The sequence below is a fragment of the Sorangium sp. So ce362 genome (assembly GCF_051519845.1).
Taxonomy (GTDB): domain Bacteria; phylum Myxococcota_A; class Polyangia; order Polyangiales; family Polyangiaceae; genus Sorangium.
Genome location: NZ_CP150332.1, coordinates 929356 through 955803 on the forward strand (window position 1 = coordinate 929356; position 26448 = coordinate 955803).

General features: G+C 73.7%; 21 protein-coding genes. 12 read left to right on the forward strand and 9 right to left on the reverse strand.

Annotated features, from left to right (window positions below; genetic code table 11):
• The first annotated feature begins 3 nt into the window (after positions 1 to 3).
• From crtI to WMF17_RS03735, 3 genes are read left to right on the forward strand one after another with little or no spacing between them, the layout of a single operon-like run.
• On the forward strand, positions 4 to 1602 hold the full coding sequence (gene crtI, locus WMF17_RS03725) for a phytoene desaturase family protein (protein WP_437600583.1): 1599 nt from the start codon (positions 4 to 6) through the stop codon (positions 1600 to 1602).
• A complete protein-coding gene (locus WMF17_RS03730; protein WP_437648148.1) occupies positions 1583 to 2539 on the forward strand; it encodes a phytoene/squalene synthase family protein in 957 nt (318 codons plus the stop codon). Before crtI ends, WMF17_RS03730 begins: the two co-directional genes overlap by 20 nt.
• The gene (locus WMF17_RS03735) at positions 2536 to 4017 is read left to right on the forward strand and encodes a lycopene cyclase (RefSeq protein WP_437600585.1); all 1482 of its coding nucleotides are present in this window, start codon (positions 2536 to 2538) and stop codon (positions 4015 to 4017) included. The genes WMF17_RS03730 and WMF17_RS03735 overlap by 4 nt, the downstream gene beginning before the upstream one ends.
• Here the strand turns inward: WMF17_RS03735 and WMF17_RS03740 are convergent.
• Genes WMF17_RS03740 through crtD form a run of 3 tightly spaced genes read right to left on the reverse strand, consistent with a single transcriptional unit; the run spans position 4002 to position 7017 of the window.
• On the reverse strand, positions 4002 to 4556 hold the full coding sequence (locus WMF17_RS03740) for a beta-carotene hydroxylase (protein WP_437648150.1): 555 nt from the start codon (positions 4554 to 4556) through the stop codon (positions 4002 to 4004). The two genes, WMF17_RS03735 and WMF17_RS03740, sit on opposite strands and share 16 nt — an antisense overlap.
• A complete protein-coding gene (locus tag WMF17_RS03745) occupies positions 4553 to 5446 on the reverse strand; it encodes a carotenoid 1,2-hydratase (RefSeq protein WP_437600587.1) in 894 nt (297 codons plus the stop codon). Before WMF17_RS03745 ends, WMF17_RS03740 begins: the two co-directional genes overlap by 4 nt.
• Entirely contained in the window at positions 5443 to 7017 is a 1575-nt protein-coding gene (gene crtD, locus WMF17_RS03750) for a 1-hydroxycarotenoid 3,4-desaturase CrtD (protein ID WP_437648151.1), read from the reverse strand. The genes WMF17_RS03745 and crtD overlap by 4 nt, the downstream gene beginning before the upstream one ends.
• 100 nt (positions 7018 to 7117) lie before the next feature.
• Here crtD and WMF17_RS03755 point away from each other — a divergent pair, with 100 nt between their 5' ends.
• The 5 genes from WMF17_RS03755 to WMF17_RS03775 all read left to right on the forward strand — a co-directional run bounded on the left by WMF17_RS03755 (position 7118) and on the right by WMF17_RS03775 (position 14282).
• Entirely contained in the window at positions 7118 to 8029 is a 912-nt protein-coding gene (locus tag WMF17_RS03755; RefSeq protein WP_437600589.1) for a polyprenyl synthetase family protein, read from the forward strand.
• Between the two features lie 410 nt (positions 8030 to 8439).
• The gene (locus tag WMF17_RS03760; RefSeq protein WP_437600590.1) at positions 8440 to 10140 is read left to right on the forward strand and encodes an acyl-CoA dehydrogenase family protein; all 1701 of its coding nucleotides are present in this window, start codon (positions 8440 to 8442) and stop codon (positions 10138 to 10140) included.
• 116 nt (positions 10141 to 10256) lie between these two features.
• The gene (locus WMF17_RS03765; RefSeq protein WP_437600591.1) at positions 10257 to 11345 is read left to right on the forward strand and encodes a MaoC family dehydratase; all 1089 of its coding nucleotides are present in this window, start codon (positions 10257 to 10259) and stop codon (positions 11343 to 11345) included.
• 107 nt (positions 11346 to 11452) lie between these two features.
• Positions 11453 to 13570, forward strand: coding sequence for an ATP-binding protein (locus WMF17_RS03770; RefSeq protein ID WP_437600592.1), 2118 nt, complete (start codon positions 11453 to 11455; stop codon positions 13568 to 13570).
• 142 nt (positions 13571 to 13712) lie between these two features.
• Positions 13713 to 14282 (forward strand): hypothetical protein, encoded by a 570-nt coding sequence (locus WMF17_RS03775; RefSeq protein WP_437600593.1) that lies wholly within the window; start codon positions 13713 to 13715, stop codon positions 14280 to 14282.
• A 21-nt stretch (positions 14283 to 14303) separates the two neighbouring features.
• On the opposite strand, the gene WMF17_RS03780 is transcribed toward WMF17_RS03775, so the two are convergent.
• Together WMF17_RS03780 and WMF17_RS03785 are read right to left on the reverse strand one after the other, a co-directional pair.
• The gene (locus tag WMF17_RS03780; RefSeq protein ID WP_437600594.1) at positions 14304 to 15761 is read right to left on the reverse strand and encodes a cyclic nucleotide-binding domain-containing protein; all 1458 of its coding nucleotides are present in this window, start codon (positions 15759 to 15761) and stop codon (positions 14304 to 14306) included.
• Between the two features lie 193 nt (positions 15762 to 15954).
• On the reverse strand, positions 15955 to 17001 hold the full coding sequence (locus WMF17_RS03785) for a retropepsin-like aspartic protease (protein ID WP_437600595.1): 1047 nt from the start codon (positions 16999 to 17001) through the stop codon (positions 15955 to 15957).
• Positions 17002 to 17219: 218 nt separating this feature from the next.
• Between WMF17_RS03785 and WMF17_RS03790 the strand changes: the two genes are divergently transcribed.
• A complete protein-coding gene (locus WMF17_RS03790) occupies positions 17220 to 17753 on the forward strand; it encodes a DUF2505 family protein (protein WP_437648153.1) in 534 nt (177 codons plus the stop codon).
• Between the two features lie 40 nt (positions 17754 to 17793).
• Here WMF17_RS03790 and WMF17_RS03795 read toward each other — a convergent pair whose 3' ends face one another.
• The 3 genes from WMF17_RS03795 to WMF17_RS03805 form a co-directional block, all read right to left on the reverse strand.
• Complete coding sequence (locus tag WMF17_RS03795; protein ID WP_437600597.1) at positions 17794 to 18639, reverse strand: ribokinase; 846 nt, start codon at positions 18637 to 18639, stop codon at positions 17794 to 17796.
• Between the two features lie 78 nt (positions 18640 to 18717).
• Positions 18718 to 20379, reverse strand: a complete 1662-nt coding sequence (locus WMF17_RS03800) for a hypothetical protein (protein ID WP_437648155.1) — start codon at positions 20377 to 20379, stop codon at positions 18718 to 18720.
• Positions 20380 to 20865: 486 nt separating this feature from the next.
• The gene (locus WMF17_RS03805; protein WP_437648156.1) at positions 20866 to 22734 is read right to left on the reverse strand and encodes a vWA domain-containing protein; all 1869 of its coding nucleotides are present in this window, start codon (positions 22732 to 22734) and stop codon (positions 20866 to 20868) included.
• Positions 22735 to 23217: 483 nt separating this feature from the next.
• Here WMF17_RS03805 and WMF17_RS03810 point away from each other — a divergent pair, with 483 nt between their 5' ends.
• From WMF17_RS03810 to WMF17_RS03820, 3 genes are all read left to right on the forward strand, one after another.
• The gene (locus tag WMF17_RS03810) at positions 23218 to 24036 is read left to right on the forward strand and encodes an SIR2 family NAD-dependent protein deacylase (protein ID WP_437600600.1); all 819 of its coding nucleotides are present in this window, start codon (positions 23218 to 23220) and stop codon (positions 24034 to 24036) included.
• A gap of 244 nt (positions 24037 to 24280) precedes the next feature.
• Positions 24281 to 24523 carry a DUF378 domain-containing protein gene (locus WMF17_RS03815; RefSeq protein ID WP_437600601.1) on the forward strand — a complete coding sequence of 81 codons (243 nt, stop codon included), beginning with the start codon at positions 24281 to 24283 and terminating at the stop codon, positions 24521 to 24523.
• Between the two features lie 327 nt (positions 24524 to 24850).
• The gene (locus tag WMF17_RS03820; protein WP_437600602.1) at positions 24851 to 25720 is read left to right on the forward strand and encodes an isocitrate lyase/PEP mutase family protein; all 870 of its coding nucleotides are present in this window, start codon (positions 24851 to 24853) and stop codon (positions 25718 to 25720) included.
• Positions 25721 to 25813: 93 nt separating this feature from the next.
• On the opposite strand, the gene WMF17_RS03825 is transcribed toward WMF17_RS03820, so the two are convergent.
• The gene (locus tag WMF17_RS03825) at positions 25814 to 26434 is read right to left on the reverse strand and encodes a glutathione S-transferase family protein (RefSeq protein WP_437600603.1); all 621 of its coding nucleotides are present in this window, start codon (positions 26432 to 26434) and stop codon (positions 25814 to 25816) included.
• Positions 26435 to 26448 lie beyond the last annotated feature (14 nt).

Genomic DNA, 26448 nt, shown 5'->3' on the forward strand with positions numbered 1-26448 from the left:
ACCATGCGAAACACCAGCGCTTCTTCGGCGCATGAAGAGCGGCCCGGCCCCTCGCCGGGCGACGACGGGGCCGCCCCGCGGCAGGCGTCGCGCGCCACGGGTGCCCGCGGGGCGCCGCGCGCGCCGCGGGCCGTCGTGATCGGCAGCGGGTTCGGGGGCCTCGCGGCGGCCGTGCGGCTCGGGGTGCGGGGCTACGACGTCACCGTCGTCGAGAAGCTCGACGAGCCGGGCGGGCGCGCGTACGTGCACCGCCAGGACGGCTTCACCTTCGACGCGGGGCCGACCGTGATCACGGCGCCGTTCCTCTTCGAGGAGCTCTGGCAGCTCTGCGGCCGGAACCTGGCCGACGACGTCGATCTGCGGCCAGTGACGCCGTTCTACCGGATCCGCTTCCACGACGGCGTGACCTTCGACTACACGGGCGGCGCCGCCGCGATGCGCGCCGAGGTCGCGCGCCTGTCACCCGGCGACGTCGCGGGCTACGAGCGCTTCGTCAAGACGAGCGAGGCGATCTTCCGCGTCGGGTTCGAGGAGCTCGCCCACGTGCCGTTCGGGTCGTGGACGGACATGGCGCGAATCGTGCCCGACATGATGCGGCTGGAGAGCTACCGCACGGTGTACGGGCTCGTCGCGAAGCACGTGAAGGACGACCGCCTGCGCCAGGTGCTGAGCTTCCACCCGCTGCTCGTCGGCGGGAACCCGTTCTCGACCACCTCGATCTACAGCCTGATCGCGTTCCTCGAGCGCAACTGGGGCGTGCACTTCCCGATCGGCGGCACGGGCGCGCTGGTGCGCGGGCTCGTGTCGCTCATCGAGGGGCTCGGCGGATCGGTGCGGTGCGGCGCCGAGGTGCGGCGCATCGCCGTGGAGGGCGGCCGCGCCCGGGGCGTCGAGCTCGCGTCGGGGGAGCGGCTCTCGGCCGACGTCGTCGTCTCGAACGCGGACTCGGCGTGGACCTACAGGCACCTCGTGGCGCCCGAGGCGCGGAAGCGCTGGACCGACAGGCGCATCGAGCGGCAGCGCTACTCGATGAGCCTCTTCGTGTGGTACTTCGGCACGCGCCGGCAGTACCCGGACGTCGCGCACCACACGATCCTCCTCGGGCCGCGGTACAGGCCGCTGCTCGAGGACATCTTCGAGAAGCACGTGCTCGCAGACGACTTCAGCCTCTATCTGCACCGGCCGACCGCCACGGACCCGGCCCTCGCGCCGCCCGGCTGCGACGCGTTCTACGTGCTGTCGCCGGTGCCGAACCTGCTCAGCGGCACGGACTGGCCCGCGACCCAGGAGCGCTACAGGCGCTCCATCGCGGCGCTGCTCGAGGCGACCGTCCTGCCAGGGCTCGGGGGCGCGCTCGCGAGCTCGCGGCTCCTCACGCCGCAGGACTTCCAGGACCGGCTGCTGTCGTTCCGCGGCGCGGCGTTCGGCCCGGAGCCGGTGCTCACGCAGAGCGCCTTCTTCCGGCCCCACAACGCGAGCGAGGACATCGAGCATCTCTATCTCGTCGGGGCAGGGACGCACCCAGGGGCCGGTCTTCCCGGGGTGCTCTCGTCGGCGCGCGTGCTGGATCGGGTGGTGCCGGATGCATCGAAGTTCCGTTGAGGCGTCGGCGGCGGACTTCGCCGCGTGCAGGGCGCTGCTCCGCAAGGGGTCGAAGAGCTTCGCCGCCGCGGCGCTGCTGCTGCCGCCGCGCGTGAGGGAGCCGGCGGCGGCGTTCTACGCGTTCTGCCGGGTCGCCGACGACGCGGTCGACGAGCTCGGGGAGCACGCCCCGCCGTCGGCGGCCGCGGCGGCGGTCGCGGCGCTGCGCGAGCGGCTGGCGCGCGCCGCGGCGGGCGCGCCGGACGACAGCCCCGTCGATCGGGCGCTCGCCCACGTGATGGCGGAGCACGGGCTGCCGCGCGCGTTCATCGAGGCGCTGCTCGAGGGGCTCGCGTGGGACGCGGAGGGGCGCCGCTACGAGACGCTCTCGGAGCTGAACGCCTACGCGGCGCGCGTGGCGGGCACCGTGGGCGCGACGATGTCGACGCTCATGGGGGCGCGGGGGCCCGACGCGCTCGCGCGGGCGTGCGACCTGGGCGTCGCCATGCAGCTCACGAACATCGCGCGCGACATCGGGGAGGACGCCCAGCGCGGGCGGATCTACCTGCCGCTCGCGTGGCTGCGAGAGGCGGGGATCGAGCCGGACGCCTGGCTCGCGCGGCCCGCGTTCGACGACCGGCTGGGGCGCGTCGTGGCGCGGCTGCTCGCCGAGGCGGAGGTGCTTTACCGCCGCGCGGGCGCCGGCATCCCGATGCTGCCGCGCGACTGCCGCGCCGCGATCCAGGCGGCGCGGCTCATCTACGCCGACATCGGGCGCGTCATCGCGCGCCGCGGCTTCGACTCGGTGTCGGCGCGCGCCGTTGTGTCGCCCGGCCGCAAGATGTGGCTCGTGCTGCAGGCGCTCCTCCGCAGCCCGGTCGCGCCGGAGGAGGAGCGCGCGCACGGCGCGGCGCCGCCGCTCGACGAGGTCCGCTTCCTCCTGGAGGCGGCGCGATGAGGGCCGGGGCAGGCGGCCCGACGGGCGCGGCGGCGCGGGAGCTCGACGCGGCGCGCGGGCGCGTGCGCGAGGCGGGCGGCGAGGCGCTGCTCGCGCGCCTGGAGCACCTCGACGCGGCGCGGGTCGCGCCGGCGCCGCAGACGGGCCTCGGGCGCGCGCCGCGGCCGCCGGACCGGGGCGCGGCGGCCGACTACGACGTGGTGATCGCCGGCGGCGGGCTGTCGCTCCTGCTCGCGCCGATGCTCGCGTCGGCCGGGCTGCGGGTCGCGGTGCTCGACAGGGCGCGGATCGGCGCGGCGCACCGCGAGTGGAACGCCGGGACGGCCGAGGTGGCCGCGCTGTCGGCGTCGGGGATCTTCGCGCAGGGCGAGGTGGAGCGGCTCGTTGTCGCCCGCTACGTCGAGGGGCTGTGCCGCTGGCACGGCGGCGGGACGTACCCGGTGCGCGGCGTGCTCGACCACGCGATCGACGCCGGGGGGCTGCTCGCCGCGGCGCGGGCCCGGGCCGAGGCGCTCGGGGTGGCGCTGCTCGACGGGCACGCGCTCCTCGGGCACGCGGAGGGGCCGGACGCCGTCGCGCTCGCCGTGGCCGAGGCGCGGGCGGGCGCCGCGCCGCGCGACCTGTCGGCGCGGCTCCTCGTCGACGCGCGCGGCGCCGCGAGCCCCCACGCGACCGCGGACCTTGTCTGCCCGACCGTGGGCGGCGTGCTCGCGGGGCTCGCGGAGGGCGACGGGGAGCGCCGGATCCGGCCGGATGTCGGCGAGATCCTCGCCACGACGGAGGACGTCGAGGAGGGCAGGCAGCACCTCTGGGAGGCGTTCCCGGGGCGGCCGGGCGAGACGACCGTCTACCTCTTCTATTACGCGCGCTCCGGGGACGTCGGGCCGGGCGCGCTGCTGTCGCTCTACGCGCGGTTCTTCCGGCTCCTCGCGCGGTACAAGGAGGGCGACGCGCGGCTCGTCCGGCCGACGTTCGGGTTCATCCCCGGCTGGTCGCGGCTGTCGGCCGCGCCGCGCGCGCCGGGGCGGCGGGTGCGGCTCGTGGGGGACGCGGCGGCGCGGCACTCGCCGCTGACGTTCTGCGGCTTCGGCGCGAACGTGCGCGAGCTCGCGGCGACGGCCGCCGACCTGGCGCGCGCGGCGCTGGATCCGGGCGCGCCCAGCGCGGCGCGCGACGCGCCGGTGCACTCGGGCACGGGCGCGCTCGCGGCCCTGATGGCGAGGCCGGCCGGCGGGGCGAGGGCAGGGGAGATGAACGCGCTCCTCAACACGGCGTTCGCGGTGCTCCACGCGATGGGCAACGACGCGTACGCGGCGCTGCTGCGCGATGAGATGCAACCTGGCGATTTTGTTAGATTTTTGCGCGAGACAGCGGCGCGGCGGCCCGAGGTGTACCGCGAGGTCGTGAGCGCGCTGCCGCTCCGGGCCCTCGGCCGCTGGGGGGCGGGGCTCGCGCGGGAGCTCTACCGCGCCCGCTGAGGGGCGCGCTCGCCGAGGGGGGCTCCGGCGGAGGGGCCCCCGGGCGCGGCGCCCGTCGAGGGGCGTCCGGGCGCGGCGCCCGCCGCTGCCCGGCGCGCGAGGACGAGGGGCCCGAGGAACAGGCCGTACGGCGGGCCCCCGGTGCTGTGGTGGACGCGGTGCGCGTCGCGGACGCGCGCGAGGTAGGGGATGCGCGCGAGGCCCGAGACCGGGAGCCGCCGGTGGACGAGGCCGTCGTGGACGAGGAGGTAGGCGAGGCCGAAGGCGGTCATGCCGAGGCCAAAGCCGAACGCGGCCTCGCGCAGCGGTCCCGGCGCGCCCTCGCAGCCGTAGATGATGAGCCCGGCGGCGATCGGGGCGTGGAGGAACGCGAGCGCGTCGTTCTGCTCGAAGGCGCCGCGCCGCTTCGTGTGGTGGGAGCGGTGGATGCTCCAGAGGGCGTGGTGCCAGACCCTGCCGTGGAGGAGCGCGGCCCACACCTCCATCGTCGCGAAGGCGGTGAGCGCCGTGGCGATCCAGATCGCGAGCGAGAGCGTCATCGCGCCCTCCGCATGCGGAACGGCAGGAGGAGCTGCACCCAGGGGCTGGCGAAGCGGTCGAGCGAGAGGGCCTCGTGGACGACCATCGCCGGCTTGCCGCCGAACGTCGCGGCCGCGAGGGAACGCGCGTAGAACGGCGTGTCCTCGTAGGTGCGGAGGAGCCGCGGCGCGGAGCCCGGGTCGGCGGCGATCTCCCGCGCCATGCCCCAGCGCGTGTCGCCGAGCGGCCGCGGGGTGAGCGGCGGGAGGTCGCGCGCGCCGCCCCCCGCGTCGAACGCGGGCGAGAGGAGCATGCGCGTGCCGTCGCGGCGCCGGACATCGTAGGTGAGGGCGATGCCGTCCGCCCCGAGCGCGCGCGACCAGGTCCAGCGCTCGAAGGCGCGCTCGAGCGGCTCGTCGCCGGCGTTCGTGTCGAGGTAGGCGCTGCCGGAGAAGCGCAGCGACGGGTGCGTGAGCTCGACGTCGGCGCGCGCGATCGGCGCGATCGGCGACCAGCGATGGCGCCCCCGGCCGTCCAGCGCGACCCCGGGCTGCGCGCCGCTCGCGCCCGGCGTCGCGGGCTCGGGCGCCGACGGGCGGAGGCGCACCGTCCCGGAGAGCCGCGAAGGCACCGGCGCCGTGATCTCGTCGAAGGTGACGCGGAGCTCGCCCCCGGACCACTCCATCAGGCTCGGGCCGATGGCGAGCGACCGCGGCGACCTGGAGACGGCGCCCCGCGGCCGCTCGGTCAGCGCCCAGCGATCGGCGCGCGGGCCGTACAGCGCGACGTTCATCGCGCAGTGCATGAGCGGGTCCGCGGCGCCGCGCGCGCGGGCCCTGGCGTAGTACGGCGAGAAGACGCTCCCGAGCATCGCGATGATCGTGATCGCGCTCCGGCCGTCGTCGCTCACCGCGTCCAGGTACCACCAGGCGTAGCCGCCGCTCGGGATCTCGAGGTCGAAGCGAGGTCCTCCATCACGCTCCGCGCCGCGAGCTGGCCGCTCAGCGCCGCCATCGGCACGCCCGCCCCCGGGTGCGCGCTCCCGCCGGCGAAGTACAGGCCCGGGAGCTTCGAGCGCGAGGCCGGGCGCGCGAAGGTGGAGCTCCACCCGTGGGACACCGGCCCGTACAGCGCGCCCCCCGTCGCCGGGAACATGCGCTCGAAGTCCGCCGGCGTCGTCACCACCGGGGAGGGGCCCGCGCTCTTCAGCGAGAGGCCGGACCTCTGCAGTCGATGGAACACACGCTGCTCGCATTCTTGGATCTCCGTGGATGAGGGGGTGTGCATATCACCTGTCGCGGGGGCGTTGAGGATGAAGAACAGACGCTCTCCGGCGTGCGCCTCCGGGGGCGCGCCGGCCGCGGCCCCGCCGGGCCCCGGCGACGGCTCGTCCCAGCGGTCCTCGGCGCCGACATAGACCGTGGCGTCGCGCGGGACCGTGGCGCGCTCGAAGAGGTCGCGGAACTCGGCCTCGTAGTCCCCGGAGAAGAAGACGTTGTGCCGGAGGAGGGGAATGCCGCTCACCTCGGCCACGAGCGCCCAGGTGACCGCCGAGAGCGACCGCGGCGCGCTCGCCGGCGCCTTGCCGGCGACGCGCTGGCCGAACAGGCCGCTCCGCAGCGCCGCCGGGTCGGCGTTCATCACGATCGCGTCGGCCTCGATGCGCTCGCCGCCCTCGAGCACGACGCCCCGCGCGCGGCCGCGGCCTTCCTCGATGGCGGCGACGCGCGCGCCGCAGCGCAGGGTCGCCCCGGCGCGGGTCGCGGCCGCGGCGAGCGCCTCGGCCACCCGGTACATCCCGCCCTCGGGGAGCCAGAGGCCCTCGCGCTCCACGTGCGCGATCACGCTCAGCGTCGCCGGCGCGAGGTACGGCGACGAGCCGCAGTAGGTGGCGTAGCGCCCGAACAGCTGCAAGAGGCGCCGGTCCGCGAAGAAGTCGCCGAGCGCGCGGTGGAGGGTGCGGTGCCCGTCGATCTTCATCATCCCGCCGAGGCCCAGGCTGCCCGCCGTGCTCAGGATCGTCTTGAGCGTGGGCCGCTCCGCGCGCAGGAACGGCGCCTCCACCACGTCGAAGATCTCGCGCGCGTACCGGCAGAACCGGCGGTACCCGTCCGCCTCCCGCGCCCCCGCGAGCGCGCCGATCGCGTCCGCGGTGCGCTCGACGTCGGCGAAGAGATCGAGCGTCGACCCGTCCGGCCAGACGTGGCGCGCGAGCGTCCCGGCAGGGCGGAGCGGCACCTGGTCCCCGAAGCAGAGCCCGAGCGACGCGAAGATCTCGTCGAAGACCCACCGCATCGTGAGCGCCGTCGGGCCGGCGCCGAGGCGGCGACCCCCGAGGTCCACCTCGCGTATCTTTCCGCCGACGCGCGCCGCCCGCTCGAGTAGCACGACGTCGAGCCCGTTCGATGCCAGGAGCGCGGCCGCGGTCAGCCCGCCGATGCCCCCGCCGATCACCACGACGCGATCTCCCTTGTCCGCCATGGATCCGTAGTTTACCCGTCGCGGACGGTTTGTCTATGCTTTGTGTAAGCGTTGTTCAAACCATTGACAATAACCTGAACCTCGTCAAAAGTCGCCTGTTATGGATTTCGATCGCCGGATCGAGCGCGTCCTCCGCGTCGCCATCGAGTCGCTCTCCTCGCCCGCGTCGCCGCCCGGTCTGCTGGCGGCGACGCACCACGCCGTCTTCCCCGGGGGCGCCCGCTTCCGGCCACGGCTGTGCCTGGCCGTGGCCTCGGCTTATGGCGATCCTGCGCCGGAGGTCGCCGACGCGGCGGCGGCGGCGGTCGAGCTCATCCATTGCGCGTCGCTGGTCCACGACGATCTCCCCTGCTTCGACGACGCGCCGATCCGGCGCGGCCAGCCCTCGGTCCACCGGGCCTTCGGCGTGCCGATCGCGGTGCTCGCCGGCGATCAGCTGATCGTGCTCGCCTTCGAGGCGCTCGCGCGCGGCGCCTTCCACGCGGTGGCGAGCGGCGTGTCCGACGCGCGGAGGGCGGTCCGGTTCTTCGAGGTGCTCGCGGGCGGCGTCGGGATGCCCCAGGGGATCATCGCCGGGCAGGCGTGGGAGTCGGAGGCGAAGGTCCCGCTGTCGGCCTACCGGCGCGCGAAGACGGGGGCGCTGTTCGAGGCGGCGGCGGCCCTGGGCGCGCTCTCGGCGGGCCAGGACGGGGCCGCCTGGGGCGACCTCGGGCAGCGCATCGGCGAGGCGTACCAGGTCGCGGACGACGTGCTCGACCTGATCGGCCAGCCGGAGGACATGGGCAAGCCGGCGGGGCGGGACGGGGCGCTCGGACGGCCGAACACGGCGCTGGAGCTCGGGCTCTCCGGTACGACCCGGCTGCTGCAGCGGCTCATCCAGGACGCTGTCGAGTCGGTGCCGCAGTGCCCGCGGGCCGACGCCGCGCGGTCGTGGGTGGTCGAGCTGGGCGACAGGCTCCTCCGGGCCTGCAAGATCCGGGACGCGGCGCTCCCGAGCGTGAGCTCCATGTAGCGGCCTCTGCCCGGGGCGCCCGGCCCCGTGGCGGGGGTGTTCGCGCGGGGCCTACGGTCGTTCGAGGGGCGCCGTCCGAGACTTAGGATCTGCGGAGGAACAGGCGTGGTTGCGCGTCGCCGGACGGAAGAGGAAAAGGGGCTTCGGGAAGGGCCTTAGCGCTGTCGAATCGAGACAGAGAGCGTGCGGGCCGGCTCGACGAACACTGGTTGAGATGCCATTCTCGGCGAGCCTCTCCGCGCCTGTCGCGGTGGGTAGGACCGTGGAGCGGCGCAGAGGTGGTCGCCCTGCGTCTTGTGAAATAAGGGGTGGGTCGTAGTCCGCGATCGGGGGGATTGGGGATGAGGGCGATTCGGGAGCAACACGCCACCATCGTTTCTCGCAAACTCGAGGCCGATAGCCCGGGGGGAATGCGCGAGGCGATCACCTCCGTCGAGCAGCTCGCGCGCGTCGCGCGCGGGCGGCTCCGGGACCGGGTGGTGGACGTCGGGAGCCCGACGAACGCCGGCCTGCGGGGCGCGCCAAGGAGCGCGAGCTTCGTCCGCGCCGGCAGCGCCGCCGTGCCGCTGCACGTGTCACGGATGCTGCTCGATCGACACCAGCTCGCCGCTCACGCGCTCGCCCACCTCTCCGCGGAGATCGAGGCCTGCCGGGCGCTCGCCAGCTGGGCCTGCGAGGCGGGCGGCGAGGCCAGGGTCGTCGCCGAGGCCCACGCAGGGACGCTGCTCCTGTCGCTGCGCGGGGGCGTCGATCTGGGGGGCGGAGAGGTCGCGCCGCTCGGCGAGCTCGAGCTCCGCGATGACGAGGTCGCCAAGGCGATCGGACACCCCGCGGTCGCCGCGTGGGCGCGCGACGCCGGCTCGGGCGCCGCCGTGGCGTCGCTCGTGCGCACGGCCGCCGAGCACGGGATCCCCGGCTGCGGCGGCGCAGAGGACGAGCGCGTCGGATGGATACGGCACAACATGCGCGACTTCGTCGAGCGCCTCGTCGAGCCGCTCGCCCCGGAGATCCACCGGCGCAACGGGCTCATCCCGGAGTCGATCGTCCGCCGTATGGGGGAGTTCGGGGTGTTCCGGCTGGCCACCGCGCCCGAGCACGGCGGCGACGGGCTCGGCGCGGCCGCCATGGCCGCCGCCGTCGAGGAGCTCGCGCGCGGCTCGCTCGGCTTCGGCGTGCTCACCATGACAGCCTCCATCGCGATGGATCTCATCGCCCGATCCGGCACCGACCTCCAGCGCAGGACCTGGCTGCCGCGCGTCGCCGGCGGCGAGGCGCGCTGCGCCCTCGCGTTCTCGGAGCCCGCCTACGGGTCGGACCTCGCGCGCGTCGCCACGCGCGCCGAGCGCCAGGCCGACGGCAGCTACCTCATCACCGGCAAGAAGGCATGGGTCACCGGAGCGTCACGCGCCGACCTCGTGCTCACCCTCGCGAGGACCACGACGCCGGGCGGACAGGGACAGCAGCCGCTCGGGCCGAGCCTCTTCGCCGTCGCCAAGCGGCGCGGCGCGCCGGGCGCCGACTTCCCGGACGCAGGGATCGCCGGGGCCGAGGTGCGGGCGCTCGGGCAGCGCGGCATGGGACACTACGAGCTCCGGATCGAGGGGCTCCAGGTCGGCCGCGAGGCCCTGCTCGGCGAGCGCGAAGGCGAGGGGATCGCCCAGATCCAGCGGTCGCTCGTGATCGGCCGCGTCTACGCGGCGGCGTGCGGCGTGGGCGTGGCGCAGGCCGCCCTGGAGCTCGCGCTCGAGCGGGCCAAGACGCGCGTGCAGTTCGGGTCGCAGCTCATCTCCTTCCCGCGCGTGGCGCACCGGCTCGGCGGGCTCATCACCCGCGTCGCGGCCGCGCGCCAGCTCACGCGCGCCGCCGCGCAGGCCGCGGACACGGGACAGCCGTGCGAGCTCACGTCCGCGATGGCCAAGCTGTTCTCGAGCCGCGCAGCCTGGGACGCCGCCGACGCCTGCATGCAGATCCACGGGGCGAACGGCTACGCCGAGGGCTCGGTCCCGGCGCGGCTCCTGCTCGACGCCCGCAGCCTCTCCTTCCACCTGGGCACGCAGGAGGTGCTCGCGCAGGGCATCGCGCGCGCCCTGCTCGAGGGATCGCTGCCCTGAACGGGCCCGCCCCGCCGCGGCGGAGCGCGCCGTGGACGAGGGCGAGCGCGCGCAGGCGTGTGCGCGAGCGGCGCCGTCGTCAGCGGTGCGCGCCTGTGCCATCATCGCGCGGACCGATGGTCCGCGTCCGCTCTCCTCGCTACGGCCGCAAGCTCGACGATTTCACGGTGGGCGCGGTGTACGCCCACCCCTGGGACGTCACCGTGGACGAGGGGATGCTCGCGCTCTTCGCGGCCTCGTTCCAGGACGCGATCCCGACCTACTCGAGCCGGGTCGCGGCCAGATCGGCGGGGCTCAGGGACAGGCCGGTGAGCCCGCTGCTGCTCCTCAACCTCGGGATCTCCTTCAGCGTTCACGACGTGAGCGAGCAGGCGATCGCCCACCTCGCGTACATCGACGTGCGGTTCCCGGAGGCCTGCTATCCAGGGGACACGCTGCGCGCGAGCTCGATGGTCATCGGCAAGAAGCCGGTCTCGACGGGCGACAAGGGCGTCGTCCACGTCAGGACGCAGGTGGTGAACCAGGACGGGCTGCTCGTCTGCTCGTTCGAGCGCAAGGCGCTCGTGCCCCCCGGCCGCGTCGCGGAGCGCCCCGCCGACGCGCCGCACGCGATCGTGCAGCCGGACGGGACCCCGGCGCGCCTGCCGAAGGAGCTCGACGGCCCGCTGCCGCCGCCGGCGCGCCACGGCGGCTTCGCCTGCTTCTGGGACGACTTCGAGGTGGACGACGTGCTCACCCACGAGGTCGGCCGGACCGTCGGCGACAGCGAGCACATGCAGCTCGCGACCCTCCTGCGCAACTCCCACCCGCTGCACCTCGACGAGCAGTACTGCAGGACGAGCTCCTTCGCGAAGACGCGCGTCGTCCACGGGGGGCTCGTGCTGTCCTGGGTGCTCGCGCTCTCCAGCCGGGACACCGCCGGGTGCGGCGTCTGGGACCTCGGCCTCGACGACGGGGCCCACCCGAGCGGCGTGCTCGCGGGCGACACGCTCTTCGCCGCGTCGAAGGTGATCGCCCGTGAAGAGGCCGGCGCGGGCGCCGGGAGCGTCACCTTCCGGATCGTCGGCGTGAAGAACACGCCGCCGCGCGCGCTGCTCGAGCAAGGGGCCGATCTGTTCACCCCCGAGCTCGGAAAGACCGACGGCAGGGTCAAGGAAAAGGTCGTGGAGATCACGCGTACGCTGCTCGTGCGCCGACGGAGCTAGCCGCGCTCGCGGCATGGGCCGCAGAAGAGGGATCCCCCGCGGGGCGCGCCGCGGCATACAATGCGCGGCATGAGCACCGCGACGTCACGACGAGGAGCAGGACGGCCATGAGCGCGGCTGCGAGCCGTGACCGTGAGCTGGACTCACTCCGCGCGCGCGTCGCCGAGCTGGAGCAGGCGCTGTCCGACGCCCACGCGTCACGCCAGCGCGCCTCCGCCGCGGATCCGAGCAGCGCGCGGGGCCCCGCCTCCATCGGGTGGGAGGCGCGGATCGACGAGGCCGAGCACGCGGCGCAGATGGGCAACTGGCTCTGGGAGCTCGGCTCGAACCACGTCACCTGGTCGCGGCAGCTCTTCCGGATCCTCGGCTACGACCCCGCGACGGACAGGCCGTCGACGGAGACGTTCCTCGCGGCCATCCACCCCGACGACAGGGAGCGGATGCACGCCGGCATGCGGCAGGCGATCGAGACCGGAGAGGGATCGGGCGCGAGCGCGTTCCGCGTGCGCCACCGGGACGGCGCGGTGCGGGAGTGCCTCCTGAGCAGCCTGCCCGTCATCGAGGGGGCGGGCCCGCCCACCCGCTTCTTCGGCGCGATCGTCGACCTCACCGAGCGCCGCCGCGCCGAGCAGGAGCTCCGCCGCAGCGAGCGCATGCTGAAGGAGGCGCAGCGCATCGCCCTCGTGGGCAGCTGGTCCTACGACCTCGCGTCGCGGACCATCCGCTGGTCCGAGGAGCTCTACCAGCTCCTCGGCGTCGACCCGTCCGTGCGCCCGACGTTCGAGCTCTTCGCGGGCCTCATCCACCCGGAGGACCGCCACCGCGTCTTCGGCGGCGCGGAGAGCGCCTCGCCGCTCGGCATCGCGAGCCCCGTCGAGTGCCGCGTCGTGCGCCCGTCGACCGGGGAGCTGCGGCACATGCAGATGGCGGCGCAGCTGCTCACCGACGACACGGGGGCGATCACCGGGCTCGTCGGCACGAGCCTCGACATCACCGAGCGCCGGCGCCTCGAGGAGCAGCTCCTGCACAGCCAGAAGCTCGAGGCGATCGGGCGCCTCGCCGGCGGGGTCGCGCACGACTTCAACAACATGCTCACCGCGATCTTCGGGCACAGGGAGCTCGCGGTGCGCAAGGTGCCGCCGTCGTCGCCCATCCTCGATCACCTCACGCAGATCGGCACCGCCGCGGAGCGCGCCGCGGCGCTCACGCGGCAGCTGCTCACCTTCGCGCGCAAGCAGCTCATCCAGCCGACCGTGGTCGACCCGAACGCGCTCATCCTCGGCGTCGAGCCGCTCCTCCGCCCGCTCGTCGGCGAGGACGTGGAGCTCGCCGTGCTGCCGGGGAGCCAGGTCTGGCCCATCCACATCGATCGGGGCCAGTTCGAGCAGCTGCTCATGAACCTCGTCGTGAACGCGCGCGACGCGATGCCCGCCGGGGGCCGCCTGACCATCGAGACAGCGAACACGACGATCGGCGCGGGCGACGCCGAGCGGACGCCGGAGCTCGAGCCGGGCGACTACGTGGAGCTCACGGTCACGGACACCGGGCAGGGCATCGAGGACGCCATCCGGCAGTACGTGTTCGAGCCGTTCTTCACGACCAAGGAGCCGGGCAAGGGATCGGGGCTCGGGCTCGCGACGTGCCACGGCATCGTGAAGCAGCACGGCGGCCACATCTGGTTCTCGAGCGCCGCCGGCCAGGGGACGCGCTTCACGATCTGCTTCCCGCGCGTGCGCGGCGCGCCTTCCGAGCAGCCCACGAGGACGCCCTCCTCCGTCGCGGGGGGCAGGGAGACGGTGCTCGTCGTGGAGGACGAGGCGCAGGTGCGCGACCTCTGCGTCGCCGCGCTGCGCTCGTTCGGCTACTCGGTCCTCGCGGCGCGGAGCGGCAAGGAGGCGGTCGCGCTCGCGGCCACCCACCCCGGAGCGATCCACCTGCTCGTGAGCGACGTGGTCCTCCCGGACGCGCGCGGCCCCGCGCTCGCGGCGGCGCTCGCCCGCGCGCGCGCCCCGCTGCCCGTCCTCTACGCCTCGGGCTACACGGAGGACGCCCTCCTCCCGGGCGACCTGCTCGACGGGGCCGTCCACTTCCTCGCCAAGCCGTACACGCCGACGCAGCTCGCCAGGGCGGTGCGCGCGGTGCTCGACGCGTCGGCGCAAGCGCGGCGGGCGAAGGGCCCGGGCGACGCTCCGCCGCCGGCCTCGACCGCCGAGCGCCTGCAGTGAGCGCGCCCGTGCGCGACCGGCGGCTCGCGCGCAGAGGCGGCGGTGCCGGAGCGAGCGGCGTGTGCGCGCGTGTGCCCGCGCGCGCGCTCCGCGCTGGCCCGAGCGGCCGGGGAGCCTCTATCCTGGGCAGGCGGCTGTCTCGATGAAGATCCGGGGCTCAGCGCTCATGCACGCGAGGACCTACCTGCAGACGCGGTGGGGGAGCCAGGCCATGTCGGCCCTCGACGCGAAGCTGCCCGCCGCCGCCCGCGCGGTCTTCTCCTCGCCCGACCTCGTCGCGCACAGCTGGTACCCCGTCTCGGTCTGGAACGCCATCGCGGACGAGATCACGAGATGGCCGAACAAGGCCGGTGTCGTCCGCGATCTCGCCGCCTACGTGGCCGAGCAGGACCTGACGCTGGCGCACAAGGTGCTCCTCAAGCTCGGCACGCCCGCGCTCGTCATGCGGCAGGCCGGCGTGATGTGGGGCATGTATTTCAACGGCGGCCGGCTCGCCCCGCTCGCGGAGGGCGAGCGGTTCTTCCGCCTGATCCTCTATCTCGGGGTCGATCCGCAGTCCGACCCGGGGCGCCAGACCTGCAGGGACGCCGTGCCGGCGTGGCAGGAGAACGCGCTCCGGCTCGCGGGCGCGCGAGGCGGGCAGAGCCTCCACACGAAGTGCCGCTTCGAGGGACACCCCACCTGCGAGTACGAGGTGCGCTGGCTCCGCTGAGGCCGCGGCGGCGCGGGCGCGTCAGGTCTTCGTGCAGAACGCGAACAGGTTGACCTGCGCCTCCTCGGCGCGCACCTCGACCGGGGTGGTCCCGAACTTCGAGCGGGAGAACAGCGTCCTGAGATCATCGGAGCTGCGGTGGATCAACTCCCACTCGAGGACGTGGTCCATGAAGGCCTTGCTCGGGTTGTTCACCCCGAAGTTGCCCACGACCGCGATGCCCCCGGGGAGCAGCTTGTCATGCATGCAGTTGAGGAGGCTCACGACGAGGTCGTCGCGGAGATAGTCGGTGAGCCCGATGCTGTAGATCATGTGCTGGGGCTTGAGCACCGTCCTGCCGCGGCCGTGCGCGAGCCGCACCACGTTGTCCTGGGCGAAGCTGAAGCGGTCCATGACGCCGAGATCCTCGGCGATGCCGGCGGCGTAGGCGAGGGCCTGGTTGTCGATATCGATGCATGTCGCCTTGATGTCGGGCGGCTCGCCCCCATCCGCGAAGAGGTCGAACAGCTCGCGCGCGGGCCCGCTCGCCAGGCTGGTCACGAGGACCGGGCCGGACCCGTGCACGTGGAAGGCCTCCCGGAGCGCGCGGCTCAGCACGCCCCGCCTGTTCTTGACGGCGCGGCAGGCCTCGATCGCGAGCCCCCACTGATCGATGAAGCGGCCGAGGCGGCCGTCGCCGGCGGGCTCGTCGTTGTACATCATCTCGATCGTGTAGAAGTCGCCCGCGTAGCCGCGCGGCTTCGTGTAGCACCGGTCGACGGTGCGGCTCAGCATGAAGAGCGAGAAGGTCTCGCGGAAGACGTAGGCGCCGATGCCCTTCTCGAGGTGGCGCTCGCGCTCGATGTGCTCGCGCAGCGCGGACACGATGGTCTGGCACGCGGCGCTCACCTTCTCCTGGATCTCCGCCTCGGGCTGCTTGGCCTCCTTGACCATCCTGTCGGCGATCATCATCTCGAACTTGAACTGTTCGACCGTGTCGATGAGCTTCGGAGGGATGTTGTTGGTGCCGGCCTGGCCCGTCCTCGCCGCGTGAAAGCGGTTGACCTGGGGCACGTCCTCGACGAGGAGCGGGGGGAGCATCGCGGTGTTCTCGCGGAGGCGCTGGGCGAGCATGATCGCGAGCGACTGGTAGAAGCGCGCGGCGAGGCCGGGGACGGAGGCAAGCAGCGAGTGGACATACGGGCCCTCGATCACGTCGAGGGTGCACTCCTCGCGGGCGACGACGGAGGCGCTCGCGGCGGCGCTCTCGAGGAACGACATCTCGCCGAAGATGGCGCCGGGGCCGAGCTGGCGGAGGGCCACGCCGCGCCCGAGGTGGGCGACCTCGACCCCGACCAGGCCGCTGCGCACGATGAAGATGCCCTGCCTGCGCGAGCCCTCCTCGAGGATCTGCTCGCCCGGTCGGTAGGTGACGCAGGTCGACTTCTCCAGCAGCAGCCGCTCGTCATCCTGGGTCAAGAACTCGAAACCTGTCGTCATGATGCCTCCCGACCACCGTAGGCGCCTCGGCGTCGCGGCGAGCCGGATCCCTCCCCGCCGCGGCGACAGGACGTCCACGCGTGCGCCCCTTCTACCACGACGCATCGCGACCTCGCTGGGGCATGGCGCGCCTCTCGAGGCCCGGCCCCGATCCGCGCCCCGGTGCCCAGCGCGATAGCGCGCGCGCCGCCGCTCACGGCGGGGCGCAGGCCGCGAGGCCGCCGTCCTCGGCGAGCACCAGCACACAGGTGCGGAGCACATCCATTCCGGCAAATCCGTCCGACGGGCAGGCCCCCCTCCGCTGGCCGGGCAAGAGATCGAGTTCCGCGGCGGCGTCGAACCCCGCCAGGTGGAGGCGAGCGCCTGACAGCACCGGAACGGTGTGCTTGCCAGAGGCGGCGTAGGCGCTCCTGCCGCCCGCCGCCCGGCGCGACAGCCGCTTCCCCGCCGGCGCGGCGGCGAAGAGCGAGCTCTGTGACGCGCCCGAGTCGACCTTCAGCGTGACGGCGATCCCCTCGACGGTCGCCTCGACGGTGAGCTCGCGGCCCTGGTTCGGGCCGCCGCAGTGGCCGAGCTCCGCGATCGCGGCCTCGCCGAACCGCGCCCGGAGCGCGCGGGCGGCCTCGTCGCGCGGCGCTTCGGTCATCCGGCCCTCGCGCAGGTCGAGCACGACCGCGCGGCCCGGCGCGGCCAGCGCCTGCGGCGCGAGGACGCCGCCGATCCCGAGGCGCTGCAGCGCGTCGGGGACGGGGATGACGAGCAGCGCGGGGGCGTCCACCGCGCCCCACCCGGCGAGCGCGATGGTCGCGCGCTCGATCCGGGAGACAGGCACGGGCCGGCCCGCGTGGTCGACCGCGACGTCGCCGGCGGTCGAGAGCGGCAGCGCGAGCTCGTCGGCGAGCCAGCGGGCGATCACGTGGTGGGAGGCGCCGGTGTCGACGATCAGCGCGGTCGGCTGGCCGGCGACGACGGCATCGATGAGCGGCGAGGGGAACGGGCGGTCGTTCAGCTCGAACTGGAGGCTCGCCCGGCGCCCCCCGGCGCTCGCCGGCCCCGCGCTCGCCGGCTCCGCGGGCGAAGGTCCGCGGGCGGCGTCGACGGCGGGCGCCGCGCCGTGCGGCGAGGCCGGCGCCGCGCGGACCGCGGCGGGCTCGGCGCAGCCGGCCACCGCGAGCGCGCCGGCTGCGAGGGGGATCGAGAGCGCGAGGGCCGCCCTCCCACGAGCGCGCTGCACCCGCATCACCCGCGCTCGGCCTGCCGCGGTGAGGGACGGCCCCGGCGCCGGGGCTCGCCGCGCTCGCCTCTCCCCGGCGAGGTGGAGAGTCTCTCTCGCATCGTCATCGAGCCATCCTTGGCCGGCGCTCGACCTCGGTCAAGCGGGCTCTGCCGGCGACCCCGGCGCGCCGGTTGTCAGCCGGCTCGTCCGGCTCCAAGGTTTGCGCAGGAGAAGGCAAACGCATGATCCACATCGAGGCGAGGCACGTGATTCACTGCGACGAGGACACCTTCTGGGAGCTGTTCTTCAGCGGTGAGGTCAACGAACGGATGTACCGCGACGTCCTCAAGTTCCCCTCGTTCGAGGTGCTGGAGCAGCGGGAGGACGAGCGCACGAGGGCGCGCAAGGCGACCGGGCAGCCCCGTATCCACGCGCTCCCCGCGGCCCTTCAATCGATGCTCGGGCCGAACTTTCGTTACATCGAGGAGAGCGTCTTCGACAAGGCCGCGCGGACATGGAGCTGGACGATGGCGCCGAGCCTGCTCCACGATCGGCTGCGCAATTCGGGCACCCTGCGGGTCGATCCGTCGGGCCACGGCCAGGTGACGCGCGTGGCGAGGGCGACCATCGAGGCGAAGATCTTCGGCCTGGGCAGGGTGCTCGAGGGCATCATGGAAAACGAGATGCGCGGCGGCTGGGACGACAGCGCGGCGTTCCTGAATCGCTGGATCGCGGAGCGCCCCGCCCGGGCGGCGGCGAGCGTTCAGCCGGCGTGAAGGGAGCGTGTTTTGCGCGGCCGCCCGGGCCGAGAGGCCATCACGGATCCAGGGAGGCGCCGAGGCGGCGCTCCACCTCGGCGCGGGTCGGATAGGAGGGCTGGCACCCCTCGCGCTCGACCGAGATGCCCGCCGCCGCGATCGCGCGTCGCAGCGCGGCCTCGATCGTCATCCCGGAGGCGAGCCCGCCGGCGAGCACGCCCGCGAGCGCGTCCCCCGCGCCGGTCGTGTCGACGGCGCGGGCGGGCAGGGCCGGGAGCTCGTCGCCCGAGGGCAGCAGCACCGCGCCGCGGGCGCCGCGCGTGAGCACCACGCGCTCCGGCAGGTGACCGCGCAGCGCCTCGTGTTCGAGCTCGTTGACCACGGCGAGATCGAACCGGCCGACGAGCGCAGGGTCGATGGCGTTGACGGGCGATGGATTGCAGATCGACAGCGCGCCGTCGGCGCGCGCGGCCGACAGCACGCCGTCGATCGCCTCGGCCGGGATCTCGCCCTGACAGAGCCAGACCGAGGCCCCGCACGGCGAGGGCGGCGCGACGAGCGCGTTGGCGCCGGGGATCGCGAGGATCTGGTTCTCCCCGGCGTCGTCGACGCAGATCAGGGCCACGCCCGTCGTCGCGCCGCGGTGGACTGCCACGGTGGACTGGTCCACGCCGCCTTCGGCGAGCGCGGCGGCGCAGAGCTCGCCGTGGGCGTCGTCGCCGCGCGCGCCCGCGAGCCGCACGCGGGCGCCGGAGCGCGCCGCCGCGACCGCCTGGTTCGCCCCCTTGCCGCCCGGCGCCACGAGGAAGCGGCGGCCCAGCACCGACTCGCCCGGGCGCGGCAGCCGCGGGCCGTAACCGAAGAGATCGGCGGTGATCGAGCCGCAGATCGCGAGCAACCCCATGTCCGCCGCATACCACGAACGCGGCGGCGCCGAGCCGCTGGACGGCGCCAATGAGCCGATGAGGCGGCTGCTCCAGGCTCAGCCGCCGAGCGCGCCGTCCAGGTGGCGGGACGCCAGCGTGGAAAGGAGGACGAGCAGCGTCGTGCGACCGAACAGCCATGCGAGCGCGCGCAGCGGCCATCTCTCCTGGCGCGCCGCCTCGCTCCGCGTCCCCTCGGCCAGCTCGTGCTCCCCTTTGCCGGCCCGCGAGAGCCTGTGTCTCCGCGCCCTGTCCATCCTCTTCTGCGCCGACTCGCTGGCGACCTGGGCCGGCGAGCGCGTCGCCGGCCGCGGGCAGATCTCGGCGTCGAAGAGCAGTGCGCCGTCCGGGGCGTAGCGCCGCGCTCCCGAGCTGTTCTCGAAGAGCCAGACGCCGTCGTCGACGGCGAGGAGCACGGAGTCGCGCCACGCGCGGCCGGCCGGGCCTTCGAGGCAGGGGCGGAGCTCCTGGTCCTCCGGTCGGGCCACCCAGAGGCGACGATGGTTGAGCACGCCGACGAGCCCGCTCGGGCTGACCGAGAAAGCGAGCCTATCGAGCGAGCCGTCCTTCGGATTGACAAGGAACGTCCTGAGCGCGCCGCGCGGATCGACGACATCGAGCCTCACCCCGCGGTGGCGGGAGAGGACGCCGAGTCCGCCGCCGGGCAGGCGCCGGACGACCTTCACGCCGCGTCGGCCGAGGACCGCTCCGGGGAGCGCGGCGGCATCGCCTTGCGCCACGGCGATGCGTCCCCTGTCGACCCGCAGATGAAGGCCGAGCGCGCGCGCCTCCCGCCCGTGGAGCGACGCGAGCATCGAATCGCTGGTCGCCTGTTTCCCGAGGGAGGCGCCGGTGGCGCTGTTGAGCACCTCGTGTCCGTCTCGGGAGTAGAGCAGGATGCGTTCACCGTCCGACGCGAGGCCGAGCGCCTGCTCCCCGAGCTTCCCGGGCATGCGCTCGCGCCGGAGCCACCGCACCCGGAGATCCGGGCCGAGCGCCACGACGACGCGCTCATGCACCTCGTCGTGGCTCCGCCGCGGCTCGGTCCGCTCTCCGGTGGAGAGCGAGAGCAGGACGAACCCACCGTCGTCGAGCGGCGCGACCCTGGGCGCCTCTCTCCAGTCGAAGAGCCCCTCTTGCACCGGGGCGGCGCGCCCGCTGACGGGGGCGAACCGCCCCGACACGATGAGCCATGTCATCGGGGCGCGGTCACGGACGCGTTGCGAGGAGGTTTCGGGAACGTGCGGGACCGCGGTGCAGCGCTCGCAGCCTGCTCCGGGGGCGCTCGAGTCGCCCGCAGCGCTGCAAAGGGCGCAAGAAGAAGAGGGCTCGACGCCCGCGGTGCGGGGGCGCTCGGCCGCGGCGCTGATCTCGGCCTCCTCTCCAAGGAGGATCGCCTCGGGATCGAGGCCGGCGATCGGGATGGCCGCCGGCCAGCGGCGTCGCGCGTGCTGCGTCCCGCAGCTCGAGCACGAGAGGGGTGTGAGCGCGCTCGAATCGAGGGAGAGCGGCGCCCGGCAAGCGCGACACGCAGGCTTCGACCGAGAAAATTCGAGTGACAGTGACATTTCCTGCACGCGCTGCACCTCGCCCGGCAGCAGGCGCGGAGCGCGATAGAGCGGTTCGCGTAGCATGCGATGCCACACGCGGTTTGCGATCTCGGTGAACGTGCCGCACACGGAGCAGAAGATCTTCGTGTCGACCCGGTTGATGGGCAGCATCGCCTGGCAATACTGGCACCGCCCCCGCATCGTTACGCACAGCGCATCCACGGCAGCGTCCTCGCTTCTCGGCCTTCGTCTCGCGCGCCACGCCCGACGACGGTGAATGATAAAAGCGACATCGCAGACGAGATGTCAAGTCACAGTTCCGCGGACCTGAGTTGATCGGAGCTGCAATGGAAGCTGCGCCGCGCTGGAATCCAGTCTGCCGGTTGCTCTCGTCGGTGGGTTGCCGTCGTCGATGGCGCCCTTGCGCATCCACGCGGAGCGGGTGCGCGATACTGCGGTTGCGGGACCGCGAGGGTGGCCGTTGAGGAGAGCCGGCGCGGTGATCCATCGTGAGTGTCTGTGCAACAGAGTGGGCTTCGGAGTTGCGGCCGGGCTCCGGCGTGTCGTCTCCTGCCCCTGCTCGATGTGCCGGCGCGCATGTCTGGGCCGGCTCGAAGGCGGCGTGGCGCTCTACCTACCTGTTTACCTGTCTGCCGGTCAGTCGGCGACCCGCGCGGCCACGGCGTCCGTCTTGCCGGCCGCGAGCGCGCCGGCGCGGCGGACGACGCCGAGGAACTCCTGCTGATCGCCCTTGCTGGACGCCGCTGCCCTCGCGATCTTCTCGACGTCGGAGAGCCTCCAGGAGCGCGCATGCGGGCTGTGGCGCAGGATCTCGGAGAAGCCGGCCACCGCGGACGCGAAGCGGAGGTCGGCCGGCGCCGCGTCGAAGGTGGGGGCGATGGCGCCAGGAGCCATCTTGACCAGCGTCTCCTCGGCCACGTCCGAACCGAGAGGCGCCTTGTGGCGGAGGCGCACGACGACTGGCGCCGCCCCCTCGCCCTTCTGCGCCGAGGCCTTGAGCTCGACGTCGTAGATGGCCGTCACGCTGTGCCCGGCGCCGATCTCGCCCGCGTCCACCTTGTCGTTCCGGAAATCCCGGTCGGCCACGTTGCGGTTCTCGTAGCCGATGAGCCGGTAGCTCTTGACGAAGCGCGGATCGAAGTCGACCTGGATCTTCACGTCGCGCGCAATGACCTGGAGCATCCCGCCGACCTGCTCGGAGAAGACCCGCCGCGCCTGCGCCTCGCTGTCGATATAGGCGTAATTGCCGTCGCCCTGGTTGGCGAGCTGCTCCATCATGAGATCCTTGTAGTTGCCCTGGCCGAAGCCGATGGTGGACAGCGTGATCCCCTTGTCCCGCGCGCGCTTGATCGTCTTCAGGATCTCGTCGTGGGAGGTCGGGCCGACGTTCGCGTCGCCGTCGGAGAGCACGACGACGCGGTTGATGTGCCCCTTCACGAGCGTCCGCTCCGCCAGCCTGTAGGCGAGGTCGATCCCGCTCGCCATGGCGGTGGAGCCGCCGGCGCTGAGGTCCGCGATGGCAGCGAGGATCTTCCCCTTGCTCTCGATGCCGGTCGGCGCCAGCACCTCCCGCACGCTGCCCGCATAGGTGCAGAGCGCGACCGTATCCCCCGGCTTGAGCGACTCCGTGAGCATCTTCAGGCTCTTCTTCGCGAGCTCGATCCGGTCCGGCGCGTGCATCGATCCGCTTGTGTCGACGAGATACACGAGGTGCACCGGCGTCCGCTCCTTGACCGGCACGCGCCTGCCCTGGACCGCCACGCGCACGAGGTGGTGGCCCACCGTGAACGGCGAGGGCGCGGCCGCGAGGTGCACCGCGAACGGGCCCGTCGTGGGCGACGCATAGCCGTAATCGAAGTAGTTGAGGAACTCCTCGGCGCGCACGGCCTGATAAGGGGGCAGCGCGCCGTCCAGGATCTTGCGGCGCGCGATCGCGTAAGAGGCCGTGTCCACGTCGATCGCGAACGTCGAGAGCCGGTCCTTCGCGGGGTCCTCGACCGGGTTGACGCCATAGTCGCGGTACGACTCGCTGCCCTGGGGCTCGGGCGCCGTGATGGCGACCGCCGCGGGCGGGGCGGCCTGCGCCGGGGCGGAGACCTTCTTGGGCGCGGGCGCGGCGCCGGTCGCGCGGCCGCGCGCCTCCAGCCTGGCGGCCGACGTCGCGGTGGCCGACTGGGCCACCCGCGCCGGCGAGGGGGAGGCCGGCGAGCGCGGGGCAGGAGCAGCCGTCACGGGCGGGGCAGGCGGGGGCGGGGCTGCCACCGCGGGCGCGGCCCCGGGGGCGGCCACCTCGGCCTTCTCGTCCCGAGCAGCGGACGCGCGGTCCTCTTCTTGTTCTTGCGGGGCGTCGTACTCCGGCTGCATCGACTGCCCGGCGGCGGTGCCCGTCGGCACGGCCGGCGATGCAGGTGACGCCGGCTCCAGGGCTGGCGCAGCGCTGCCGCAGCCGACGAGCAGCGCAGCGAGGAGAGCGGGGGCGACGAGATCGAGGGGCCGAGTGCGCATGAGGTGTCCTCCTTGAAGGGGATCGCGAGCGCGGATCCCCGCAGTACGTTCTCGTGGGGCGGTCATCTCCGACCCCGACACAGGTCCTTGCGAGGGCCGCACGCGCGGTCCCCGTTGCCTCGTCCGGGGGCGAGACGGATCCCCCCGCCGCTCTCGCTGCGCGAAAGCCGCGTGTCGCCGGTCGTCCGGCGAGCCGACGGAGGGACCCTCGCGGCCGGGGCTCGCGGTGGCGGGCCCCCGGCGCGTCCGGGTGTCAGGGAAACGCGGTCGCCTCCGCCGGCTTACACCCGAAAGCGAGGGCGCGCCGGCCGTGCGTCCTCCGTGCCCGGGACCGGGTGGCGCGGCGACGGTGTGACAGGCGCCGAGGGTGCGGCAGGCGCCGCCGCGCGCTAGATTGCGCTGGAGCGCGGGAAGCAGGGGGCAGCGACAACCGTTCTCCTGTCTCCCCGTCTCCCTGCTCGATTCTCCTCAGGAGGTCCCGCGATGAGCGCAACGAGCCGCGAGCGCTTCAAGTCCAGCCTGCGCCGCGCCAGGAAGATCGCCGTCCTGACCGGCGCCGGCGTCTCGGCGGAGTCGGGCATCCCCACGTTCCGCGGCGCCGGCGGGCTGTGGCGGCGCTACCAGGCGACGAGCCTCGCCTCGCCCGAGGCGTGGCAGCGCGATCCGGGCCTCGTGTGGGAGTTCTACAACCACCGCCGCGAGCGCGCGCTCGGCTGCACCCCGAACCCGGGCCACCACGCGCTGGCGCGGCTGGAGGCGCGCTTTCAGGAGGCCGGCGGCGTCTTCACCCTGATCACCCAGAACGTCGACGGCCTGCACGAGCAGGCGGGCTCGCGGGACCTGGTGCGGCTCCACGGCTCGCTCTGGCAGGTGCGCTGTCTCTCGTGCGGGGGCGTGACCGAGAACCGCGACGTGCCCATCACGCCCGCCTTCGCGGGCAGCGGCTCCCCCGATCCGGAGACCCGCGCCCGCCGCTTCACCGCCGCGGAGCTGCCTCACTGCAGCTGCGGCGGCGTGCAGCGCCCGCACGTCGTCTGGTTCGGCGAGGCCCTGGAGGAGAGCGATCTCGCCGCGGCGGCCGCCGGCGTCGACGGCTGCGATCTCCTGCTCGTGGTCGGCACCTCGGCCGTGGTCTATCCGGCTGCAGGCTTCGTCCCCCTCGCCAAGCGCCACGGCGCCCTCATCGCCGAGATCAACGTCGAGCCCAGCGCGGTCACCAGCCTCTGCGATTTCGTGTTCACCGGCGGCGCGGGAGAGAGCCTGCCCTCGCTGCTCGACCTCGCACCGGCGTCCGCGCCGTGACGATCGCGGTCTGACGGGCGCGCAGCCGACGCGATGATCTCGACTTCTCTCCGGCGACGCGATCGTCCCCGCGCGCCCGCGCCGGACCAGACGGGCGGACTCCTCGGCGGCAAGCTGATGGCGTCAGCGCGACAGCGGCGAAGCGTGACGACGACGAGCGGGCGATATCAGCGGATTGCGCAGCACGTCGCAGCGCGCGCGCGGTGCACGTCGCGCGCGGCGCGGCTCGTGCTTCTCCCGGGGTATGGAACAGGTCAACCGTGGGATTTCAGGGCTAACGTGGGCTGCGATCGTTCTCGTCGTGATCGGCGCCGTCAACTGGGGGCTTGTTGGGCTGTTCGAGTTCGACCTGGTCGCCGCGATCTTCGGCAGGCTCAGCGCGATCAGCCGCATCGTCTACGTGCTCGTCGGGCTCGCTGGCCTCTACCTCCTCTACTACGCCTCAACCCAGCTCGGTAAGCGCACGAGCGTCACCACGACGCCCTGAGCGGCATCGCTCGACCGGGCGCACCGGCGCCAAGCAGGCGCGCCATGAACCGGATCCGGAGTACCCCGAGGCGGAGGCGTACTCGACAGGGATGTGAGCGCCGGGATCAGGCGCTCTGGCGAGGGGAGGGTCGCGCCGCCCCGCCCGCGGGCCGCCGGCGCTCGGGCGCCCGCGCCGGTCTGGCCGCCCTCTCCGCGGGGGGCTGGCAACAGAGAGCCCCTCGCGCCCCCGGCTGCGGCAAGCGCTCGTCCAGCGCTCCCGCCGCGCGGCGCGTCTCGGGCTTTCGCGCTTGCCCGGAGGGCCGCCGGTCGAGGTATCGTCCCGGCCGTGTCCTCCGCTCACAAGCTCCGCGAGCTCCTCGCGACGCCCGGCCTCCTCGTCATGCCTTGCTGCTTCGATGCGCTGTCGGCGCGCCTGATCGAGCAGGCCGGCTTCTCGCTGACCTTCATGAGCGGCTTCGCGGTCTCGGCCGCGCGCCTCGGCGCTCCGGACACGGGGCTCATCTCGTATGGCGAGATGGTCGACCAGGCGCGGGCGATCTGCGCTGCGGTGTCGATCCCGGTGCTCGGCGACGGCGACACGGGCTACGGCAATGCGATGAACGTGAAGCGCACGGTGCGCGGCTATGCGCAGGCCGGGCTCGCGTGCGTCATGATCGAGGACCAGGTGGCTCCGAAGCGCTGCGGCCACACGCGCGGCAAGCAGGTCGTGCCCCGCGACGAGGCGTTCACCCGCGTCCAGGCCGCCGTGGACGCGCGCGACGAGGGCGCCGGCGTGCTCATCATGGCGCGCACCGACGCCCGGCAGACGCACGGCTTCGACGAGGCGCTGGCCCGGGCCAGGGCGTTCGCCGATCTCGGGGCCGACATCGTGTTCCTGGAGGCGCCCGAGAGCGTGGAGGAGATGCGCACGTTCTGCCGGGAAGTGCGCGCGCCGGCCATGGCGAACATGGTGGATCACGGCAGGACTCCGGTGCTGCCGCCGGCCGAGCTCGCGGCGATCGGCTACAAGATCGCGGCCTATCCGCTCACCCTCCTCTCGGTCGCCGCCGCCGCCATGCGCGAGGCCCTCGCGGCCCTGCGCGCCGGCGGGCACCCGGACCCCCGGACGAGCTTCGGTACGCTCCAGGAAATCGTCGGCTTCCCTGAGTACTATGCTGAAGAGGAGCGCTATGCGCTGCCTCCCAGGAAGGGTTGAGTCGGGAGCCATGTCCTCCGCTCCGCGAGAGGAGAGGCGGAGACGAGAGGGCGAAGCCGGCGAGCCGTCATGCGCCCGCGGGGGGCGCGCGCCTCACGTGAGCGGGAGGTCCACCCAGCGCTCGAAGCCCGGCCGGCGCTTGATGCGTTCGTACCACGCGTCGACGTGCTGGAGCGCCGGCCGGTCGATCGGCAGGTTGTACCACCGCTGCGCCGCCACCCCGAGGGGGATATCGGCGATGGTGAAGTACTCTCCTGCGACCCACGGGTGCCGTGACAGCTGCCTGTCGAGGATCCCCAGGGCGGCGAGGGCCGCCTTGCGCGCACCGTCGATCGCGCCCCGATCGCGGCGCTCCTCCGGCGTGCGCAGGAGCTGGACCAGGAGCGTCCGGACGGGGGGCCACAGGGTCCCGAACTGCCAGTCCGTCCAGGCGTCGGCGCGCGCCCTCTCCGCGAGATCGCCCGGCTGGAGCGGCGGCGAGCCGTAGCGCGCGAACAGATACCGCACGATCGCGTGCGACTCCCAGAGCGTCAGGGACCCGTCCTCGAGCGTCGGGACCAGCCCGTTGGGGTTGAGGGTGAGATAGTCGGCGTCCTTCACGCGGCCGAAGGGCCCGCCGGCGTCGACGCGCTCGAAATCCAGCCTGAGCTCGTCGAGCGCCCAGAGGACCTTCTGCACGTTCGAAGAGTTCTTGTGACCCCAGAGTCTCAGCATGATGTCTCCTGTCC

Excerpts from the sequence above, each read along its gene's own strand:
- WMF17_RS03765 (WP_437600591.1), top strand. The coding sequence starts at position 10,257 with ATGGTCCGCGTCCGCTCTCCTCGCTACGGCCGCAAGCTCGACGATTTC.
- WMF17_RS03760 (WP_437600590.1), top strand. The coding sequence starts at position 8,440 with ATGCGCGAGGCGATCACCTCCGTCGAGCAGCTCGCGCGCGTCGCGCGC.
- WMF17_RS03735 (WP_437600585.1), top strand. The coding sequence starts at position 2,536 with ATGAGGGCCGGGGCAGGCGGCCCGACGGGCGCGGCGGCGCGGGAGCTC.
- WMF17_RS03780 (WP_437600594.1), bottom strand. The coding sequence starts at position 15,761 with ATGACGACAGGTTTCGAGTTCTTGACCCAGGATGACGAGCGGCTGCTG.
- WMF17_RS03785 (WP_437600595.1), bottom strand. The coding sequence starts at position 17,001 with ATGCGGGTGCAGCGCGCTCGTGGGAGGGCGGCCCTCGCGCTCTCGATC.
- WMF17_RS03805 (WP_437648156.1), bottom strand. The coding sequence starts at position 22,734 with ATGCGCACTCGGCCCCTCGATCTCGTCGCCCCCGCTCTCCTCGCTGCG.
- crtI (WP_437600583.1), top strand. The coding sequence starts at position 4 with ATGCGAAACACCAGCGCTTCTTCGGCGCATGAAGAGCGGCCCGGCCCC.
- WMF17_RS03740 (WP_437648150.1), bottom strand. The coding sequence starts at position 4,556 with ATGACGCTCTCGCTCGCGATCTGGATCGCCACGGCGCTCACCGCCTTC.
- WMF17_RS03755 (WP_437600589.1), top strand. The coding sequence starts at position 7,118 with ATGGATTTCGATCGCCGGATCGAGCGCGTCCTCCGCGTCGCCATCGAG.
- WMF17_RS03790 (WP_437648153.1), top strand. The coding sequence starts at position 17,220 with ATGATCCACATCGAGGCGAGGCACGTGATTCACTGCGACGAGGACACC.
- WMF17_RS03800 (WP_437648155.1), bottom strand. The coding sequence starts at position 20,379 with ATGCTGCCCATCAACCGGGTCGACACGAAGATCTTCTGCTCCGTGTGC.
- WMF17_RS03795 (WP_437600597.1), bottom strand. The coding sequence starts at position 18,639 with ATGGGGTTGCTCGCGATCTGCGGCTCGATCACCGCCGATCTCTTCGGT.
- WMF17_RS03825 (WP_437600603.1), bottom strand. The coding sequence starts at position 26,434 with ATGCTGAGACTCTGGGGTCACAAGAACTCTTCGAACGTGCAGAAGGTC.
- crtD (WP_437648151.1), bottom strand. The coding sequence starts at position 7,017 with ATGGCGGACAAGGGAGATCGCGTCGTGGTGATCGGCGGGGGCATCGGC.
- WMF17_RS03810 (WP_437600600.1), top strand. The coding sequence starts at position 23,218 with ATGAGCGCAACGAGCCGCGAGCGCTTCAAGTCCAGCCTGCGCCGCGCC.
- WMF17_RS03730 (WP_437648148.1), top strand. The coding sequence starts at position 1,583 with ATGCATCGAAGTTCCGTTGAGGCGTCGGCGGCGGACTTCGCCGCGTGC.
- WMF17_RS03775 (WP_437600593.1), top strand. The coding sequence starts at position 13,713 with ATGAAGATCCGGGGCTCAGCGCTCATGCACGCGAGGACCTACCTGCAG.
- WMF17_RS03770 (WP_437600592.1), top strand. The coding sequence starts at position 11,453 with ATGAGCGCGGCTGCGAGCCGTGACCGTGAGCTGGACTCACTCCGCGCG.
- WMF17_RS03815 (WP_437600601.1), top strand. The coding sequence starts at position 24,281 with ATGGAACAGGTCAACCGTGGGATTTCAGGGCTAACGTGGGCTGCGATC.